Source organism: Gammaproteobacteria bacterium (assembly GCA_013696315.1).
Classification (GTDB): domain Bacteria; phylum Pseudomonadota; class Gammaproteobacteria; order JACCYU01; family JACCYU01; genus JACCYU01.
Map to the genome: position 1 here is coordinate 1 of JACCYU010000108.1, position 16,432 is coordinate 16,432.

General features: G+C 60.3%; 18 protein-coding genes, 1 tRNA gene, 2 rRNA genes and 1 pseudogene. 6 read left to right on the top strand and 16 right to left on the bottom strand.

What is annotated here, in order from left to right; all coding sequences use genetic code 11:
* Positions 1–132 precede the first annotated feature (132 nt).
* From H0V34_06710 to H0V34_06745, 8 genes are all read right to left on the bottom strand, one after another.
* The gene (locus tag H0V34_06710; protein MBA2491400.1) at positions 133–318 is read right to left on the bottom strand and encodes a type II toxin-antitoxin system HicA family toxin; all 186 of its coding nucleotides are present in this window, start codon (positions 316–318) and stop codon (positions 133–135) included.
* Positions 315–533, bottom strand: coding sequence for a type II toxin-antitoxin system HicB family antitoxin (locus tag H0V34_06715; GenBank protein ID MBA2491401.1), 219 nt, complete (start codon positions 531–533; stop codon positions 315–317). The genes H0V34_06710 and H0V34_06715 overlap by 4 nt, the downstream gene beginning before the upstream one ends.
* A gap of 227 nt (positions 534–760) precedes the next feature.
* Entirely contained in the window at positions 761–1,012 is a 252-nt protein-coding gene (locus H0V34_06720) for a transposase (protein MBA2491402.1), read from the bottom strand.
* A complete protein-coding gene (locus H0V34_06725) occupies positions 990–2,153 on the bottom strand; it encodes a transposase (GenBank protein ID MBA2491403.1) in 1,164 nt (387 codons plus the stop codon). The genes H0V34_06720 and H0V34_06725 overlap by 23 nt, the downstream gene beginning before the upstream one ends.
* A gap of 352 nt (positions 2,154–2,505) precedes the next feature.
* A complete protein-coding gene (locus H0V34_06730) occupies positions 2,506–3,099 on the bottom strand; it encodes a DUF938 domain-containing protein (GenBank protein ID MBA2491404.1) in 594 nt (197 codons plus the stop codon).
* Positions 3,100–3,134: 35 nt separating this feature from the next.
* Complete coding sequence (locus tag H0V34_06735; GenBank protein MBA2491405.1) at positions 3,135–3,923, bottom strand: ABC transporter permease; 789 nt, start codon at positions 3,921–3,923, stop codon at positions 3,135–3,137.
* Positions 3,920–4,858 carry an ABC transporter ATP-binding protein gene (locus tag H0V34_06740; protein ID MBA2491406.1) on the bottom strand — a complete coding sequence of 313 codons (939 nt, stop codon included), beginning with the start codon at positions 4,856–4,858 and terminating at the stop codon, positions 3,920–3,922. Before H0V34_06740 ends, H0V34_06735 begins: the two co-directional genes overlap by 4 nt.
* Before the next feature lie 213 nt (positions 4,859–5,071).
* The gene (locus H0V34_06745; GenBank protein ID MBA2491407.1) at positions 5,072–5,662 is read right to left on the bottom strand and encodes an NAD(P)H-dependent oxidoreductase; all 591 of its coding nucleotides are present in this window, start codon (positions 5,660–5,662) and stop codon (positions 5,072–5,074) included.
* An 81-nt stretch (positions 5,663–5,743) separates the two neighbouring features.
* On the opposite strand from H0V34_06745, the pseudogene soxR reads away from it, so the two are divergent.
* From soxR to H0V34_06770, 5 genes and pseudogenes are all read left to right on the top strand, one after another.
* A pseudogene (gene soxR, locus H0V34_06750) lies at positions 5,744–6,205 on the top strand (redox-sensitive transcriptional activator SoxR).
* A 422-nt stretch (positions 6,206–6,627) separates the two neighbouring features.
* Positions 6,628–7,098 (top strand): VOC family protein, encoded by a 471-nt coding sequence (locus H0V34_06755; protein MBA2491408.1) that lies wholly within the window; start codon positions 6,628–6,630, stop codon positions 7,096–7,098.
* A gap of 50 nt (positions 7,099–7,148) precedes the next feature.
* A complete protein-coding gene (locus tag H0V34_06760) occupies positions 7,149–7,511 on the top strand; it encodes a cupin (GenBank protein ID MBA2491409.1) in 363 nt (120 codons plus the stop codon).
* Between the two features lie 22 nt (positions 7,512–7,533).
* Complete coding sequence (locus H0V34_06765; GenBank protein ID MBA2491410.1) at positions 7,534–7,845, top strand: hypothetical protein; 312 nt, start codon at positions 7,534–7,536, stop codon at positions 7,843–7,845.
* Positions 7,846–8,272: 427 nt separating this feature from the next.
* On the top strand, positions 8,273–9,217 hold the full coding sequence (locus H0V34_06770; GenBank protein MBA2491411.1) for a DMT family transporter: 945 nt from the start codon (positions 8,273–8,275) through the stop codon (positions 9,215–9,217).
* 20 nt (positions 9,218–9,237) lie between these two features.
* On the opposite strand, the gene H0V34_06775 is transcribed toward H0V34_06770, so the two are convergent.
* The 5 genes from H0V34_06775 to H0V34_06795 all read right to left on the bottom strand — a co-directional run bounded on the left by H0V34_06775 (position 9,238) and on the right by H0V34_06795 (position 14,719).
* Complete coding sequence (locus tag H0V34_06775; protein ID MBA2491412.1) at positions 9,238–9,723, bottom strand: metallophosphoesterase family protein; 486 nt, start codon at positions 9,721–9,723, stop codon at positions 9,238–9,240.
* Positions 9,724–9,869: 146 nt separating this feature from the next.
* On the bottom strand, positions 9,870–12,245 hold the full coding sequence (locus tag H0V34_06780; GenBank protein ID MBA2491413.1) for a mechanosensitive ion channel: 2,376 nt from the start codon (positions 12,243–12,245) through the stop codon (positions 9,870–9,872).
* A gap of 444 nt (positions 12,246–12,689) precedes the next feature.
* Positions 12,690–12,765: transfer RNA gene (locus H0V34_06785), tRNA-Thr, on the bottom strand.
* Positions 12,766–12,941: 176 nt separating this feature from the next.
* Positions 12,942–13,739, bottom strand: coding sequence for a type III pantothenate kinase (locus H0V34_06790; protein MBA2491414.1), 798 nt, complete (start codon positions 13,737–13,739; stop codon positions 12,942–12,944).
* A complete protein-coding gene (locus tag H0V34_06795) occupies positions 13,736–14,719 on the bottom strand; it encodes a biotin--[acetyl-CoA-carboxylase] ligase (GenBank protein ID MBA2491415.1) in 984 nt (327 codons plus the stop codon). Before H0V34_06795 ends, H0V34_06790 begins: the two co-directional genes overlap by 4 nt.
* Before the next feature lie 129 nt (positions 14,720–14,848).
* Here H0V34_06795 and H0V34_06800 point away from each other — a divergent pair, with 129 nt between their 5' ends.
* Positions 14,849–15,451, top strand: coding sequence for a lytic transglycosylase domain-containing protein (locus H0V34_06800; protein ID MBA2491416.1), 603 nt, complete (start codon positions 14,849–14,851; stop codon positions 15,449–15,451).
* Positions 15,452–15,479: 28 nt separating this feature from the next.
* On the opposite strand, the gene H0V34_06805 is transcribed toward H0V34_06800, so the two are convergent.
* The 3 genes from H0V34_06805 to H0V34_06815 form a co-directional block, all read right to left on the bottom strand.
* Positions 15,480–16,010, bottom strand: a complete 531-nt coding sequence (locus H0V34_06805) for an adenine phosphoribosyltransferase (GenBank protein MBA2491417.1) — start codon at positions 16,008–16,010, stop codon at positions 15,480–15,482.
* A gap of 67 nt (positions 16,011–16,077) precedes the next feature.
* A 5S ribosomal RNA gene (gene rrf, locus H0V34_06810) occupies positions 16,078–16,193 on the bottom strand.
* A gap of 72 nt (positions 16,194–16,265) precedes the next feature.
* Positions 16,266–16,432: ribosomal RNA gene (locus H0V34_06815) — 23S ribosomal RNA — on the bottom strand; the annotation flags it as partial.

A 16,432-nucleotide genomic window follows, 5' to 3' on the forward strand; every position in this document is an offset into this window, starting at 1 on the left:
ACACCGTATAACGAGTCGACTTACCTCAATGCCCTGAAGCCACGTGGCTCACCGCTGCTGCAATATATCGCCACAACAACACAACGATGAAAAGAACTTGACAGTCAACCTCAGGGCGTATGTTGGGTGTCATTACGGTGCTGGAACCTCCAGGTCTTTGCAGATGCGCCGGGCAAGATGCTCATTGATGTTGCGGTGACGAGGCACCGTAGTTGACTTGCCAGCTGTGCGGTTCACGAAAACAGAGTGCCGACGGCCCTCCCGGAAGAACTCACACCCGTGACGCTCCAAATGCCTCACCAGGTCACGACGCTTCATTCGGCGGCTGCGATGAGCCGCTCTTTAAGTACCTGACGACCCTGAATGGATTCCTCTGCAAGAGCGCGATTCGCTTCCAGAACCAGTGCGATGGCCTCTTGGAGATTCTCGCGTGCCTCCTCTAATGTAGCTCCCTGTGTATTCGCCCCAGGAACCTCTTCGACGAAGGCAATGTAGCCCTCTGGAACCTTCTCAAACACCGCCGTGAATTCCATAACATCAGCCTCCAACTGTGCAAACGTAATTGATTATATCGGCAGCACTGTCCTATGACACCCAACGAGCCTGTAGAAAAATACGTTCGGATGCCGCCATGGGGAGCGCTCGGGATTGTTTGAGAGCGACTCGATGGATTTGTGTCAGTGTGCGAGTCATTTGCAAATGCCACCGGCAGGTGCCTGGAGGATCGGCCTGCGAGCGTTAGGTGGCCGCGCCTTCCCGTTCATATCGCCATCGCCCCGCTGGTGTGCACTTTGCCAAGGTTATGCGCCAGCGAGTACCGCATCCACTGGGCGTTGACCTTGGTGTTGCCGCGCAGGGTGAAGTGATCGCGTCGGTGGTTTCGGTGGTTGCCGAAGACAGGCTCGACGGTGGCCATTCGCCAGTCGTATAGGCGCCGGCCGGCGAGACTATCGCGCTTGCGCTTCATCTTCTCAATAAGGCTGGCGCTTTTATCGGCCTTGGCGAGGAAGATGGCGACTTGACGGGCCTGTTTTGGCGGGGTTTTTGAAGCAGCGAGCGCGCTGGTCGCAGGGCTGACAGATGGCTTGGCTGCCCCGGAAGCGATGCACGTTGTAGCCTTTGATCTGGGTGTTGCGGCCATTGCTGTGGAGCTTGTGCCCGGCGGGACAATGACAAGTCTTTGGATCGGGATCGTAGCTGAAGTCTTTACGGGTGGATTGGTCGCTGCGGCCCTCAACACGCTCACGCGCTCTACGGTGCCGGTTCTTATGATGGTCGCGCTCGGCACAGCGCGGCTCGCGACTGCGGCGGTCGCGCTCGGCAACAAAAGCATTGATGGCTTGGTCGTGCAGGTGTTGCAGGGTGGCCTGGCTGTGAAAGCCGCTGTCAGCGGTAAACGCGATCTGACCGAGGTCCGGGCCTAACGGCGGGGCCTGTCCCAAGCTATTGAACTGCGCTCGTGCGCCCTCGAGCATGGCCATGAGCAGATTATTTTCGGGCCCCTGGCCATAGGCTTGGGCGTGCACGATGAGCTGGTATTTTGCGTCCACCGCGGCGACGCCATGGTAGCCCTGCATCACGCCGTGACGGGTCTTCATCTTGGCGCTGTCATTATCCGTGACATTGCTCTTGACCGGCTTGCCACAGGCGCCCAGGCGCTCCTCGTTGTTATCCAGCCAGCCGTTAAGCTTGGCGCTTCGCTTTTCCAGCGTGGCAATGTATTGGGCGTCGCGCGGAGAGAAGCTCGTGGCGGGGCCTGCAGCCGGATCAGAGGGGCCGTCCTGCTTGGGCCGATCTTCGGTGGCATCGCGTGTTTGATGCGCATTGAGCATGCGCTGCACGGCCGGCTGCATCTTGGCATGTTTTGTCTGTAACTCGGCCTGCGTGCCGCGCCACTGTTTGGACGCATTGGCCGGTCGCTTGCAGCCGTCGATGGCGAACATCTCCCGGCCGATTAGATCCCGCTCATCGCACAACAACAGCACCTCACGAAAGACCGACACTCCCTGCTCGTGCCGGCCCGAGAGGAACGCCGCGATGGTGGTGAAGTGCGGCCGGGTGTCGGCCGACAGCGCCATGAAGATGATGTTCTCATCACGGGCCCGGGCGAGCTGGCGGCGGCTGATGATGCCGCGGGCATAGGCGTAGAGCACGATCTTGAGCAGGATCGCCGGATCGTAAGCACACCGGCGCCGTCATTGCGGTAGTCGGCGCGCAAGACGCTCACCTCGATATGATGATCGACAATATGGCTGAGGGTGTGCTCAAAAACTGCTTGGCAAAAGCTGCTTGCGATAAGCCACCGGAATCAATTCGGTCTGGTTGTAATCGTAGACCTTGTAGCGTGGCATCCGCCGCTCCTCAACGAGCTCGGCCGGCAAGCTGCGGCCATATCAATTTTACGCCAATTGGGGTTTTTCTACAGGCTCAACGTACGGTATCAGCACGTGTTGACAGTGTCTCGCACATGCAAGTTTTGCGGGCGTATCCGCCGGCTGCGATGGATTACGCGGAGCGCTGGCACACGAGGCACCGATTATTCGCCGGCATCGCTCGATCCTCCAGCAAACGCAGCCCAATCGTCCGCGCGAGTTCGGCCACCGCCTCGAAATCCCGGACGCCCATGTGCGGCGCCTGCGCCTTGAGCGACTGGTCGAATGTGGCGTTGCTGTCGCTGGTATATCGGCCGCCGTAGTTGAATGGTCCGTAAATCGCGAGTTTTGCGTCCGCGGACAGTACGTCCGGCAGACTTGCGAACAGGGCTTCCACTTCCGGCCAGCTCATGATGTGCAAGGTGTTGGCGGTAAACACGGCATCGAAACGCTGCGTGGGCCACGCGCCGTTCACGTCCAGCACGAGTGGCGCCGGTGTGTTCGGCGAGCCCGCGTCGGCTAGCCACAATCGAATACCCGGCAGGTTCTCCGCGTGGTCGGATGTCTGCCAGATCAGGTGGGGCAGCGCGTTCGAAAAATAAACCGCGTGCTGACCCGTGCCGCTGCCGATCTCCAGCACGGATTTACGGTCCGCGAAGTAATCGCGCAACACCGTAAGTATCGGATCGCGATTCTGGTGGCAGGCCAGTGAATAAGGTTTACTGATTGACATGGTGTCGGTCAAACGCGCTTAAGCTGCTGTCAGCTTTTCAGTCGATACCCCGTGCGGAAGATAAACCCCACGATCAAGAGACATAGCGCGAGAAACCCCAGGGTCGCGAATAGGCTCACCCCGACGCCCACGTCGGACGTTCCATAAAAGCTCCAGCGGAAGCCGCTTATCAGATACACCACCGGGTTGAACAAGGTAATCGTTCGCCACGTGTCGGGCAGCATGTCTATCGAATAGAAGGCGCCGCCCAGGAACGTCAGCGGGGTGACGACCAGCATGGGGACAAACTGTAATTGTTCGAAGCCTTTAGCCCAGATGCCGATGATGAAACCGAATAGGCTGAACGTCGTGGCGGTGAGCACCAGAAACGAGATCATCCACACCGGATGCAGAATCTGGAGAGGCACGAACAGGCTCGCGGTGGCCAGAATAATCAGCCCCAGCACCACCGATTTGGTGGCCGCCGCGCCGACGTAGGCGAGCACGATCTCGAGCGCGGATACCGGCGCGGACAGGATCTCGTAGATCGTGCCGGTGAATTTGGGAAAGTAAATGCCGAACGAGGCGTTGGCGATGCCCTCGGTGAACAGGCTGAGCATAATCAGTCCCGGCACGATAAACGCACCGTAGGTCACGCCGTCGACTTCGGTCATGCGCGAACCGATCGCGGCGCCGAACACCACGAAATAAAGTGAAGTGGTGATCACCGGCGCCACCAGACCCTGCCACAAGGTGCGCAGGAAGCGCGCGATTTCGAATTTGTAGATCGCCCACACGCCATGCCGGTTGAAGCCGGGATTTGTCGCGGTCGTATTCATTGCTGGCCTCCGAGTCGTTCGGTCACCAGGCTGACAAAGATATCCTCCAGCGAACTCTGGCGCGTGTTGAGATCCCTGAATACGATGCCGAGATCGCTCATCCGTCCGAGCAGCGTGGGAACGCCCGTGTGCTCTTCGTTGGCGTCGAAGGTATATTCCAGTTCGTACCCATCGGACTTCAAAACCAGCCTCAAATCGGCAAGCGCGGCCGGAATGACCGTCATCGGCTCCTGCAGTTGCAGAGTGAGGTGCCGCTTGCCTAGCTTCTTCATCAGCTCGATCTTCTCCTCGACCAGGATCAGTGTCCCCTTGCTGATCACGCCTATCCGGTCGGCCATTTCTTCTGCTTCCGCGATGTAGTGGGTGGTGAGGATAATGGTCACGCCCGTTTCGCGTAAGGCGCGCACCAGCGCCCACATGTCACGCCGCAGTTCCACGTCCACACCCGCGGTCGGTTCGTCCAGGAACAGAATTTGCGGCTCGTGGCTTAGCGCCTTGGCGATCATCACCCGCCGCTTCATGCCGCCGGACAAGGTCATGATCTCCGCTTTGCGCTTGTCCCACAGAGACAGATCGCGGAGCAGCTTCTCGATGAACGCCGGGTTCGGCGCGCGCCCGAACAGGCCACGGCTGAAGGTGACGGTCGCCCATACAGTCTCGAAGGCGTCGGTGGTCAGCTCCTGCGGCACCAGCCCGATTTTGGTCCGAGCGGCACGGTAATCGCGCACGATGTCGTGACCATCCGCCGTGACTGTCCCTTCAGATGGCGTCACGATCCCGCAGACGATGCTGATCAAAGTGGTCTTGCCCGCACCGTTTGGCCCCAGCAGCGCGAAGATCTCGCCTTTGCGAATGTCGAGACTGACCTCTTTAAGGGCATTAAAGCCGGACGCATAGGTCTTGGAGAGTCCGGCGATGGAAATGATTGGCTGCATGGGCGCGATTCTAGCGTATTCGCCTGACGAGACCCGCGTCGGCCGCACGGCATTGTCGCGGCCATCGGGGGAACTCGTCCTCCTGCGCTGCCCTTCACTATCGGCACGCTGATTCATAGGTTCTCGAACACTCCTCGATGGCTGGCATTGCTGTCTGTCACGTTGAAAATGTGTGGCGATGGCTGGTATCGCCATGCGTTCTTGGCGCGTTTTTCAAGCGGCTTCATGCGGCCTTCCGCCCGTACGGTCGGCGTTGCGTGCGTTACGCAGGGCCGTCGCCCACCAGTGCAACTGCGCCAGCACGGTCGCCATGGATTTGTTTGCGCGAGCAGGCTCCAGCAAACGGCCATCGGTATCGAACCGCTCCCACACATTGGCGAAGCTGACCGAATCCCTGATCGCGACGGCGTGTAACTCCGCAAACACCAGGCGCAATTGCTCGACGGCCCGCAACCCGCCGGAGATCCCGCCGTAAGATACGAAGGCGACCGGCTTGGCTTGCCACGGGTCGTAGATCGAATCGATCAGGAACTTGAGCGCCGCGGGATAGCCGTGGTTGTACTCCGGAGTGACGATCACGAAAGCGTCGGCCTGTTCCAGGCGCCGCGTCAGCGCGCTCAACGCGGCGCTTCCTCTGGACTCGTGGCGAGTCGGCACCGCCAGCGCCAGCGCCGCAGGATCGATCACCTCCAGCGAGAATGCGCTCTTGCTCGCGATCTCGCCGCCTGCCCCCGCGACCGTATCACAGAAGCGTCCCTCGCGAGTGCTGCCGTAGATTAATGCAACATTGATTTTGCCGTACATAACTGCGCTCCGATAAGAATTGTGAATCGATGCCGCGTATGTTAAGACCTCAACTTTAGTTTAGGTCAAGCGAAATTTAGCATGAGCAAACCCGGTCCGAAACAGTTCAGAATAGAACTCACCGTGGGCGAACTCGCGGCACGCAGCGGCGTAGCCGTTTCCGCGATCCACTTTTACGAATCCAAAGGACTCATCCAGAGCCGGCGCAACCAGGGCAATCAGCGCCGCTATCCGCGTGAAGTGCTGCGCCGCGTGGCCGTCATCAAGGTGGCGCAGAGAGTGGGCATTCCGCTTGCGTCGATTCGCGACGCTCTGAGTACCTTGCCGGAGGAGCGCACGCCCACGGCCGCGGACTGACGCAGGCTGTCGGCCACGTGGAAAGCGGAGCTCAACGATCGCATCAGCCGTTTGACTCAACTGCGCGACCAGCTCAACCGCTGCATCGGCTGCGGCTGCCTGTCACTGAAAGACTGCCCGTTACGTAATCCCCGCGATGAGCTTTCGGAACAAGGCCCCGGACCGAGGTTGCTCAAGCCAGGCTGACATACCTCGCGCGGGCGCGCGGCATCGTCCCCCGGGTCGCGGGGGCATATTCGGACCACGTAGCATTCGGCGACGGAACGAGATCGTCATGCACGCGTTCCGCGCGGCGTCTCCACCACAACGGAGAGTACGAGCAGGCTGAATCCGACAAGCCAGGCCGCGAACGCCGCCACGTGCCCATACTCCCATTTCTCGCGAAGCCGCGCGAAGGCTTGCGGCACGGCTTCCGGCGCCGTATGTTCTCGAATCCTGGCATTTTGAACTGCTGCTTCGCGCGCAGACCGCGACGAATGATGGCGCCAAACAACAGCTCGACGGCGGCGCGCATTAGAGCTCGAGCCCGCAGGCGAAACCGATCTGTCGAACGCGCCGGTTAAGCCTGTAATATCCGGAGAGCCACATTTTCCACAGGAGGAACCAACATGGCAGCAGTTAAATTCGTCCCCGATGGTTATCACACGGCCACGCCGTATTTGATCCTGAACGACGCGGCGGCCGAGTTTTATACCCAAGCTTCCGACGCCGCCGAATTGATGCGGCTGCCGGACCATAGCGGAAAAATCGGGCACGCCGAGATCAAAATCGGCAATTCGGTCATCATGCTGGCGGACGAGGCGCCGGACTGGGGCTGCCGCAGCCCACAGTCTCTCGGCGGCACACCGGTCAGCATCATGCTTTACGTGGAGGACGCGGACACGACGTTCAACCGGGCCGTTAAAGCGGGCGCCAAGCCGCTCCGGCCGATGGAGGATAAGTTCTACGGAGACCGGGCCGGCACCCTGGAGGATCCGTACGGTCACCAGTGGCACCTCGCCACGCACACGGAAGACTTGTCGGCCGAGGCGTTGCAGCAGCGTTTCGACGCCTTCATGAAGCAGCAACTTAACGGTTAGGCAGGCGGCCGAATCGAAACGCGGGTCCATAGTATCGGGAGTTATCCATAATGCCAACGCACGTGAAAGTGCCGTCGATCGTGAAAGCCGCGGGCAATAAGCCCAAGATCATCGAAGAATACATTGGCCGGCTCAACACGCAGACGGCTGGCGTCAGCATCGCGCGCATGAAGAGTCCGCGCGGCTGGGCAGAGCCGGGCCAGACGCCCGATTTCGATGAGTACACTATCGTGCTCGGCGGCATGTTGCGTGTGGAAACCAAGGATGAAATCATCGAAGTGGGCACCGGCGAAGCGGTCATTACGCAGGCCGGAGAATGGGTGAGATACAGTACGCCGGCGGCCGACGGCGCCGAATACCTGGCAGTGTGTCTGCCTGCGTTTTCACCGGACACGGTCCACCGGGATGACTAGCCGGCGCCGAATTGAGGTTATCGTGAAGATATTACACTTACCGGTCGTGACGATACTGCTCGTTGTGGGAACCAGCGCAGAGGCCCAGTGGAGTGATTTTGATACGAATCCGGCCTACGACACCTGCATCCTGGAACACTTGCGAGGCGCGAAACTGGACCTCGCCAGCCAGCTGATAACGAACGCATGCTATGAAAACTACGAAGACTCGAGCCTGATGTCCGATGAGGACCACGCGTACAACCAGTGCCTTCTGGATTATCTGCCCGGCGTGGAGAGCATCACCGCCGCATTACAGATCAGGCGTGTCTGCGCGCGTCGATTTTACGATTAAACATGCGGCATGCCCGCGATCATGACCCTCGCGGACGTACATCCCCGCGACATCGCGCACGCCGCAAAACCCCGCGCGTGCGCCTCGTTTCCACGCTTTTAGTGTAGCGTTTGCACACTTTGCGGGAAAGATCTCTCGCTCCGCTCGAGATGACACCATGTTGTCTACCGGAGCGTACGTATCACCATCAACCGGCGTCCAGTAAACCATCGTTTCCGCTCGAGTCTCGCGTGCGATGCAACGCCGGAACATGTCGCCGCATCACTCATGCAGAAATTCCCCATGGACACACTGCGGGCGAATTCGAGCGCCGCGTGCCCCGCGCCCCGCCCTCGCCGCATTTTTAGCCGGCGTGCGCGGCCTCGAGGATGAAACATTTCACCGGCGACCACTGTCGTTCTGCCGTGCGAACCACCGATCCGCGCTCATGAACACTCAAATTCAAACCATTCCTCGTGCGCGTAGCACGCAACTGATTCTCACGCGCGGCGACCTCGGTCTATACGCCGTTACCGTGTTCGCGTGGACCACGAGCTGGATCGCGCTCAAATTGCAGGTCGGCCCGGTACCGGTGGAAGTGTCGGTGTTCTGGCGCTTCGTGATCGCGGCAGTTTGCATGCTGGGCTGGGCGCTCGCAACGGGACGCGCGACGCGCTTTGGCTGGCGCGACCACCTGCGCTTTGCGCTGCTCGGCGCGTGCCTGTTCTCGGTCAATTACTATTGTTTTTATCACGGAGGGAAACACCTCGCCTCCGGACTACTGGCCGTTATCTTCTCGCTCGCGTCGGTATTCAATCTATTGATGGGCGCCGCACTCATCCGGGAGCGGATTGACGGGAGGCTCGCGCTGGCGGCGCTGATGGGCTGCGCGGGTATCGCGCTCATGTTCTGGCCGGAGATCGTAAAAACGGAGTTCGATCGTCACGCGCTCATCGGACTGGCCTTCGGCGTAGCCGGCACACTGTGCTTTTGCGCCGGCAACATGCTCTCCGGCTCGAATCAGCGCCGGGGCTTGAGCGTGGTTTCCGCCAACCTGTGGGGCATGATTTACGGCGCGGTGTTCATGGGCGCGATTGCGCTGCTGGGCGAGCGCGACTTCCACATCGACTGGGCGCCCGCTTACGTGCTGTCGCTGTTGTGGCTCGCGATCATCGCGTCGGTGATCGCGTTCGCGTCTTATATCACTCTGCTGGGACGCATCGGCGCCGCGCGCGCCGGCTATGCGACGGTGATGTTTCCAGTCATAGCACTTGCTATATCGACGGTCGTGGAAGGTTACGAATGGACGCTCGCGGCGCTGCTCGGTCTCATCGCCGTGCTGGCGGGCAATCTGATCGTGCTCACGGGCCGGCGCGAAGCCTCGCGGCCGTGACCCCTGGCGATGGATGGCGGTTACGCGCTCAATTCTACGATTTCCGCGCTGCAGGTGTGCCCTTCCACGTGCAGGCGCGCGAAGGTGATCGGCAAGGAGAAGCGCCGCGGGCCGATGCTGCCGGGGTTGAGATACAGAATGTCCCCGCGATATTTGATCGAAGCGTTGTGCGTATGGCCAGAGATCACGGCGCAAAAGCCGGCCGCCTCCGGGTCGAGATCGAGTTCCTGGACGTCGTGCAGGACGTAAACCAGCGCGTCGTTGACCTGCACGACTTCGGTCTCGGCGAGGTCCATTGCCCACAGGGCTCTGTCGATATTGCCGCGGATGGCGACCACGGGTGCGAGCTCGCGAAGTCGTTCCAGTACGTCCGGCGAGCCGATATCGCCCGCGTGAATAATCAAGTTCGTCTCGCGCAAGGCCGCGATCGCTTCCGGACGCATGAGACCGTGCGTGTCGGAGACAACACTTATTATCTGACCCAGTGGCTTCGCTATCGGCTCCATAATCTATTCCCCCGGTTCAAGTCTGTTCCCCGCTGATTCGCTGGTTGAGCCCGCAAGAGAATGCTGATCGACGGCGACCGGCATGCAACCTGTCTGCGCGTCGCACCCGCAAATGCGGTCACGTGTCGCATTCTCAGCATCGGCCTTCAGATTGACGACGCCGCTTCTATGACCGGCGCTGCCTTGGCGGTGTCGCTCGCCGGGGCCGGCGGGTTAATCAGCGACATGGTCGGCGTGGCCATGGGAATGCCTTCCGCGTCGAACCGTTTTTTGAGACGCAGATTGAACGCGCGACCCACGCTCCACTGCCGCAACGGGCGCGTTTTGATGACGCCGATGACGACCACGCCTTCGGGCGCAAACTGATCCACGCCCCAGATATCGAGCGGCGTGAGAATATCCCACGCATAGGTAGCGTCGGCCTGCAGCTCCTGCCCGACCTCGCGCATGATGTCCATGACGTGATCGAGATCCGTGCCATAACCCACGGTCACTTTTACGGTGTAAACGCCATAGTCGCGCGAGCGGTTCTTGAGTGCCGTGATCTGGCTGAACGGCACTGAATGCAGCGCGCCGTCGGCGTCCCGGACCTTGACCGTGCGCAAAGTCATTGCCTCGACCACACCCGCGCGCCCGCCAGTGTCGATCGTGTCGCCCACCGCGATGCTGCCCTCGAATAATATGAACAGACCGGTGATCAGGTCCTGCACCAGTTGCTGCGAGCCGAAACCGATGGCGAGACCGACGATACCGGCGCCGGCGAGCAACGGGGCGACGTTGATGCCGAGGTTGGCGAGCACCGCAACCACAATCACCGCGCACAGGACGACGAACACGAGGTTGCGTATCAACGGTAACAAGGTCTTGGTGCGGCTGCTCTGCGCGCGCTCGCGCCCGTGGCGGTCGACGGTTGACAAGGCGTTTTCAATGAAGCTGTCCAGCGCGATCCACAACATCCAGCCGAACGTAAGGGCCGCAAGAATCGACAGTACCGGCCGCAGGATCGACCAGCCGGTTCTCGAATCCAGCGACGCCTCGACATCCAGGCCCCAGATTTTGAAGCCGATCAGACCGATAAGTACGACGATGAAGACCTGCGCGAACACGCGAACGATCTGCAGATACCGCGCCCTGACGCGGCGAATGACGTTATCAGCAAAGCGCTTCTGTTTCTTCACGCGATACGCGAGCGACGCGTCTATCGACAGCGCGACCATCAGCCCGACAACAATCGCGACCAGCGAAAGAATCGAAGACAGCACGAAATCGACGTCACCGCCCAACAGCCGTGCCAGCATGTGCGCCAGCACGAACACTATGCCCACGATGTGCCAGTGCTTCGCCAGGATGCTGTACCCGCGCCACAGGGGGCTGACCTGCTTGGGCGCGGTGGACGGCTTGTGCCTTCTGATCATCAGCGAGCGCACCAGCAGGCGGTATCTGAAGATGAATACCAGGGTCGCGCAGCCGATGCCGAGGTCCAGCACGATCGCGGCGAGGTCGGCGACACTGGCGCTTAGCACATCCCAGATATACGAGCTGCGCAGGATCGCGCTGGCGGCAGCGGCGGCGGCGAGCCCGGCAAGCCACGGCACGATGCGTCGCTGCGCATAGACGGACCGCCGCCAGCCTCTGCTGGGCCCGAGCAGCGCCAACAGCCCGCGGGTGAGCTGCCAGACGGCGCCCGCCACCAGCACGGGAATCGCGAACGAGTAGAAGAGACGCGCCCATTCGTCGTCCATGCCCAGCACGAACGGCCAACCACCGATGATCGCCGCGCCGCACGCGAGCGGCAAACATCCCCACATTGCGCGCGACAGCACCGCGCGTATGATTTCGCCGTTTTCAGCTTTGGCACGCACGGCTTCCGCCAGTTTCGACTTGCCGCGACGCACGATGGGGCTCGCGTTGAGGCCGAACGCGAGCACCAGCGCCAGTAACCAGCCCGGCGCCGACTGGAGGGTAAAACTCTGAATTACCCCCTGGCGCAGGGCGGCCTCCAGCTGATCCTGCATCTCGCTGGCGGCTTCATCCACCTTTCGATCCAGCGGTGCGGCCAGCGCCTCGGGCGCTTTCTCACCGGCGGTCTTGACCGCATGCGTCACGGCGCCGAGCAGCCCGTCTTCCGCCTTGCCTTTGCCGGACGTCTTCTTGCCATTGTCGGACGCCGCGTTGCCCTTGCCGGCATCGTCCGTCGTGGCCGCGCCGCTGCGCAATCGTTCGATGTCGTTGACCAGTTCCGTGCGCGCCCGTTTATCTTTCAGCAAGGTCAGCACGCGATCCAGCGCGCGCAGGTCGGCTTGTCGATCGTGCGGGCTCTTGTCCGTCGCGTCCGGCGCTGATCGTTTGTCTTGCGGTGTGGACTGCGCGGCGGCAACGGCCCCCGGCACCGCGGTTTGCGCAACCGCGCCGGTGGCGAGCGCCGAAATCAATAGCCCGGTCAGTAGTGAGACGACAATGGGAAATCGCGGACGTCCGACGAGGCGCCCACGCGATAGCATGGGCGCGTTAAATCCATTCATAAACTGCCTCCTGTCGTACTGTGTGATTCTGCCTGGCGCTATTCTCGCAATCATGAACCGCTATTGGAACCGCCCGGTCGCCAGCGAGTTCGACTTGATCGTGCGGGCGCATTGATCTCCCGTATTTCAGGCGCCGCCACGCGGCACTGGTTGAGCTTAAATGCTTGACCTTCCCGCAAATCTTTGACATCCATCTTGTGGCTTGACTGAAACTGCAATCAAAAAAGCTCGGCAGCCTATCTGGAATACATTGTTGGTACCCGGTTCCGATTCTCGACACCTGCTTGCCCGGAGCGGAGTTTTATCCGTCATCGTTGGCCTTCGGACTTGCAACATTGCGCAGGAGGTGCTCGAGCGTCGGGGTGGATGACTATCTCGAACCGGTGATAGCGGACACGTAATCGCAACGCGCTGATGGAAAAGGGTGCTTCGATAAAGCGTAGATGGAGCTGGCGACAGGAGTCGAACCCGCGACCTGCTGATTACAAATCAGCTGCTCTACCAACTGAGCTACGCCAGCTTTGCTTGCATATCGTACAAGCCATCCCTGGCGCGACGCGCCATGGTACTTAATACCGGCCAAGGCTTCCGTGCCTTGGCGTTCGCCGGGAAATCGATTCACTGGATCGATTCTCTCGCGCGGCTCATTAACGGGCCAGGTCCGCGTCGGTATTGTGCAGGTGGGCATGGCGGCGTTCAAGATTCTCGCTCGCGCGACGACGCTTGCATGGCCGAGTCGTCGGCGATGATCGCAAGCCCCTGGAGCACGAGTTTCGGTTCGAACTCGTAGCGGGCGGCCAGGTAACCCAACATATGCATCCCGGCACCACCGGTCATGATGGTGTGAACGGGGACGTTTCCGTGCAACCTGATGATATGCGCGCCCATATCCGCCACGATGCGATCGATGCTTGCGGTGAGCGCTAGTCGCGCGCCCGCTTTTACGCCCTGCGCGGTTGATCGGCCGAACAGCGCCTGGTCATCGCTGTCGCCATTGGAATCGAAGGAAATACGCGCGGTGTGTTCGATCAGGCTACGGCGCATCAGCTCCACGCCGGGCAGGATCAGCCCGCCGAGATGCTGGCCTTGCGCATCCAGTGCGTCGATGGTCACCGCGGTCCCGCAATCGACCACAATGCACGGCTCGTGATAGCGTCGACGCACCGCGACCAGCGCGCAGAAGCGGTCCGCACCGAAGGTTTTCGGGTTGTCGTACGCGAGCCTGATGCCATAGCTAGAACGCTCTGAAATGACGAACTCGGGTTGATGGCGGTAGCGCGCAGCCACGAGCCGCGTAAATTCGTACCGGAAAGAATCGCCCAGCACGCTGGCGATTACGGTCCGGCGCGGCGCGTGCGCGGTATTCAATGCTGTCTGCACGGCTTGCGCCCGGTCTGGCGATGCATATGCGCTCGCGTAAACTTCGCCGAGTTCTCCGCCACAAAGTTCGCACCATTTGAAGCGGCTGTTGCCGGCGTCGACAAGCACAGTCATGCGCCAGACCTCAAACTGACTTCGCCGCAGGTGAAGGCGCGAACGGTATCGCCGCAACTCATCAGCAACCGGCCGGCCGCATCGATGCCCATCGCCACACCTCGCTCGCAGCCCTGTGGTGTATGCAACTCCACCGGTTGACCGAGGTTGCAGTCATAAATGCGCCATTTCCGCTCAAGATCTTCCGCGCGATCTTCCTCAAGTAGTCCCAATTCAGCGATCGCCGCCTCCAGCAGTCGTGCGGCGACGGTGTTTCGAGAAGGCGCGGCGCCGTTCATGACGATAGAGAGATCCGTCCACGGCTGATCGATCTTCGGCGCGTGACGATCCGGCATTCGAATGTTGAGACCAATGCCGATAACGAAATAGGGCTCACCGCCCGCATCGCCCGCCCGTTCCACCAGAACGCCACCGAGTTTTTTTTGCCGCCAGAGCACGTCGTTCGGCCATTTGAGCGCGATTTCTGTGGCGCCCAACGAGGTTAACGCTTCGGCCAACGCAACGCCGATGCCTGTCGTCAGGCGGCCCGGCTTGATAATCGATCGTTCGAACCGCGATAACAATGACATGTATATATTAGCCGCGAATGGCGACACCCAAGTTCGCCCGCGACGGCCGCGACCTTCGGTCTGCCGCTCTGCCAGACACACTTGGCCCGCGGCCGCGCCGGCGGCGCCCGCTCGCATCAGGTATGCGCTGGTTGAATCCACTTCAGGCAGTATTTCGATTGCATTGATCACAGCGCGCGTACGTTCGTGGATGGCTTGAAAGATCGCTTTTGCGTCTAGGAGATCGAGCCGGCGCGTCAGACGATAACAACCTTCTCCGCGCGTATCTATTATCTCGATATCCATCGACCGCAGGCGCTCAATGCCGTGGATTATGCTGCTGCGTGGCACGCCTAAGCGCGTGGCGAGACCGTCGGGCGCGTGAGGCTTCCCGTCGTTCAGCGCGCGGACAAGGGAGTGCGCGTCAATCATTATTCGATAAACGGTCGAAGACAGGCGGCGAGGGCGGACTCAATGACGCGGCACCGCCATCTAGAATGTAGACCCGATCGTACGACAACGAGCAAGCCCATGAAGTCACTGATAAACCTGCTGCGCGCGATGCTGGCGCCCGCGTTAGGCGTCGCATGGCTGTTGATAGGGCAAGTCGTCAGCGCCGACTATTACATTTACAAGGAAAACGACGGCACGCGCTGGTACACGAATCTCCGCATGCCCAATGACTCCTATACTCTGATCGCCACGGTAGGCCGGCCCACGGCGGCGACGTCCTGCTCGGGCGTCACGCACACCATCATGCAGCAGCGCGCCTCCTTGCATGCTTCCGTAATCGAGCAATATGCACAAATCTATGACGTCGATGCGCGCATGATCAAGGCCATCATCAGCGTTGAATCGTGCTTTGATCGACATGCCGTGTCGCGCGTAGGGGCCAAGGGTCTGATGCAGCTCATGCCAGCAACGGCGCAGTCGCTCGGGGTATACGATGTGTTCGACGCTAATGACAATATGCGTGGCGGCATTCGTTACTTCAGCGATATGTTATCGCGCTTTGACAAAAACACTGAGTTCGCGCTCGCCGCCTACAATGCGGGTCCCGGCGCGGTCGAGAAATATCACGGCATACCGCCCTACGAGGAGACGCAGAAATACGTAAAGCGAGTGCTTGAGTATTACGACCGTTATGCGGAATCGGGCCAGTGAACAGCTATTTAGCAACGCAGGTCGCCAGTCAATAGCGGATCAGCGACTCAACCGGCTGCGCATCCAGTCGCTCGCGGCCATGGAGAAAACCAAGCTCGATCACGAACGCGCAGCACGCGATTTTTCCACCTTGCAGTTGGATAAGATCGGCGGCCGCAGCCGCGGTGCCACCGGTCGCAATAAGGTCGTCGATCAACGCATACGTCCGACCCGGTGTGATTGCATCGGCGTGCACCTCGACGCGATCGGTGCCATATTCCAGCTGATACGTTATGCCAACCGATTTACCGGGAAGCTTGCCCTGCTTGCGTATCAGCTGCAATGGCAAGCCGGTCTGTAAGGCGAGCGCGGAGCCGAAGATAAAGCCGCGCGACTCGACCGCGACAATGGCGTGCGGGCGGTATGGCGCGATACGCTCGGCGAGCAGATGTATGCTGTCCGCAAAACCTTCGGTATCGCCCAGTAGCGGTGTGATGTCGCGAAACAGCACACCCGGGCGCGGAAAGTCAGGAATGTCGCGTATCAGGGACTTGATTCGGTCCAGTTTGGCTTGTGTCATGGTTGCGATCAATTAAGTATGACAAAAAAAGCCCCGATGATTGAACCATCGGGGCTTTGCATTAAATGCCTGGCGGTGACCTACTCTCACATGGGGAAGCCCCACACTATCATCGGCGCTGAACACTTTCACTTCCGAGTTCGGGATGGAATCGGGTGGTTCTTGTTCGCTATGGCCGCCAGACAACCTGGATGGACTCCATTCAGATGGAGTACCAAAACTGGAAAACATTAGGCGAAGTATGTCGTTATCAACCCAAAATGCTTGGGTGTTATATGGTCAAGCCTCACGGTCGATTAGTACTGGTTAGCTGCGTACATTACTGCACTTCCACATCCAGCCTATCAACGTCGTAGTCTTCGACGGACCTTTAGGGACCTCGAGGGTCCAGGGAGAACTCATCTTGGGGAGGGCTTCCCGCT